At 74.0% G+C, this 2034-nt stretch carries 1 protein-coding gene; it reads right to left on the bottom strand.

Features of this window, described 5'->3' with window-relative positions:
• Positions 1–1602 (bottom strand): maltokinase N-terminal cap-like domain-containing protein (locus SSBG_RS35405; protein WP_078491239.1); only part of this gene is annotated, 1602 nt, incomplete at its 3' end.
• Positions 1603–2034: the final 432 nt, after the last annotated feature.

Here is a 2034-nt window from a genome sequence, read left to right as displayed (position 1 = left end):
AAAAAAAAAAAAAAAAAAAAAAAAAAAAAAAAAAAAAAAAAAAAAAAAAAAAAAAAAAGAATTATTAAAACCGGGGGCGACGCGCGCGGACTCGGGGCGCGCGGGCGCGGGCCCCGTGCCGGTCGCCGGCTCCGCGCCGGGCGTGCCGCCGCCCTCCGCCGCCCGCGCCTGCGCGTCCGCCGCGAGCCGCGCGATGGCCGCGAGCGGGACGGGGAGCCAGTCCGGGCGGTGCCGGGCCTCGTACAGGACCTCGTACACGGCCTTGTCCGTCTCGTAGGCGGTGAGCAGGTCCGGGTCCTCGCGCGGGTCGCGGCCGGCGATCTCCGCGTAGCCCTCGCAGTACGCGGCCCGGCAGGCCGTGGCCCACTCGGGCGCCCACGGTTCGTGGCTGCGGGCGGCGTAGTCGAAGGAGCGCAGCATCCCGGCCACGTCGCGCACGGGCGGGAAGGCGTGGCGGCGCTCGGCGAGGGGGCGCGCGGGCTCGCCCTCGAAGTCGATGAGCGACCAGTAGCCGTCCGCCGCGCGCAGGCACTGCCCGAGGTGCAGGTCCCCGTGCACGCGCTGCGCGCTCCACGTCCTGCCCTCGCGGCCCGCCGCCGCCAGGCGCGCGAAGGCGGTGCGCAGCCCCGGCGCGTACGGGCGCAGCTCGGGCACCGCCGCCGCCGCTTCCTCCAGGCGGCGCGTCATGTCCCCGGCGAGCGCGGTGAGCTGGGCGGGCCCGAGCGTCACGGCGGGCAGCGCCGCCGCCAGCGCGGTGTGCACCTCGGCCGTGGCCCGGCCGAGCGCGCGCGCCTCGGCGGTGAAGTCCGCACCCGCCGCGAGCCGCCGCAGCGCGAGCTCCCAGCCGTCGTCGGAGCCGGTCAGGAAGGGCTGGAGCACCCCGAGCACGTAGGGCTCTGCGGCGGTGCCGCCCCGCGCGCCGTCCCCCGCGCCGTGCCCCGGCTCCGCCTCCATCCACGCGACGGGCGCGGGCACCCGCGCGCAGCCCTGCCGTGAGAGCGCCAGGGGCAGTTCCAGGTCCGGGTTTGCACCGGGCACGACCCGCCGGAAGAGCTTGAGAATGAACGTATCGCCGTACACCAGCGAGGAGTTGGACTGTTCCGAGCCCAACGGCAGCGGCGTCAGGCCGGACGGGATCGTGGTCCGCGCGTCGCGCCCGAAGCGCAGGTCGCCGAGGTGTCCCGGCGTCCGCATCCGCTCCAGGAGGAGTTCGGCCGGGCGCGGGTCCTGGAGCGCCTCGTAGACGACGAGCCCGGCGAGCGGCCCGGAGCCGGGGCGGCCGATGAGGGCGTGCGCGAGGCGCGGCGGCAGTTCGCCGCGTACGCCGAGCAGCAGCTGGTAGCAGTCGCCCGGGTGGTCCGGGTCCTGGTCGGCGCGGACGAGGAGGTGCAGCAGCCCCGGCGCGCCCGCGCGGGCGCCGTGCCAGGGCAGCAGCTCGGTGAGCGAGACGAGGGTGAAGCCGGTGACGGGACGGCCCTTGCCGGCGAACCAGCGCTGCCGGGGCAGCCAGTCGCGCAGCGGCGGGTCGAGCGAGGCGAGCAGTTCCCCCGGGTCCGGGACGGGGCTGGGGGAAGGGACGAGCGTCCTTGGGGCATCCGACATGGCGGCGGTCGTGTCCTTTCCCCGGGTACACCAGCAGGTTCACGCGCCCCGCGCGAAGCGGTAAGACCCTGGCGCGCAGGCCCCACGGTGACCGGTGGGGCAGTAGGGAGGGGTCCGTACGGTGACGGGCCGTTCGCTGGACCGGCCCGTCGGTGGTGCCGGTATTCCGGGAGGGTGCCCGGGGTGGGACACATCATGCGGGCCGGGGCCCAACGGACGGTGGGGTCGGGTACGGGATTTCCCTGGCCGAAACCATACGGGTACGTAACGGGCGCGGCGACCGCAGCGCCGCCGCGCCGCACGCGTGTCATGACGACGTATCACGGCACCATGATCCATCAGTGGCGATCATTTGAAGACACCCCCTAGTGACCGCCCAGCACGTGGGCGGCCGGCCGCCGGTCGGTCACCGCCTCGGCGACGTCCTCCTCG

This window comes from Streptomyces sp. SPB074 (assembly GCF_000154905.1).
In the GTDB taxonomy this organism is placed as follows: Bacteria; Actinomycetota; Actinomycetes; order Streptomycetales; family Streptomycetaceae; genus Streptomyces.
The sequence above is the reverse complement of the archived record's forward strand: the minus strand, read 5'-3'. Positions and strand labels throughout refer to the sequence as shown.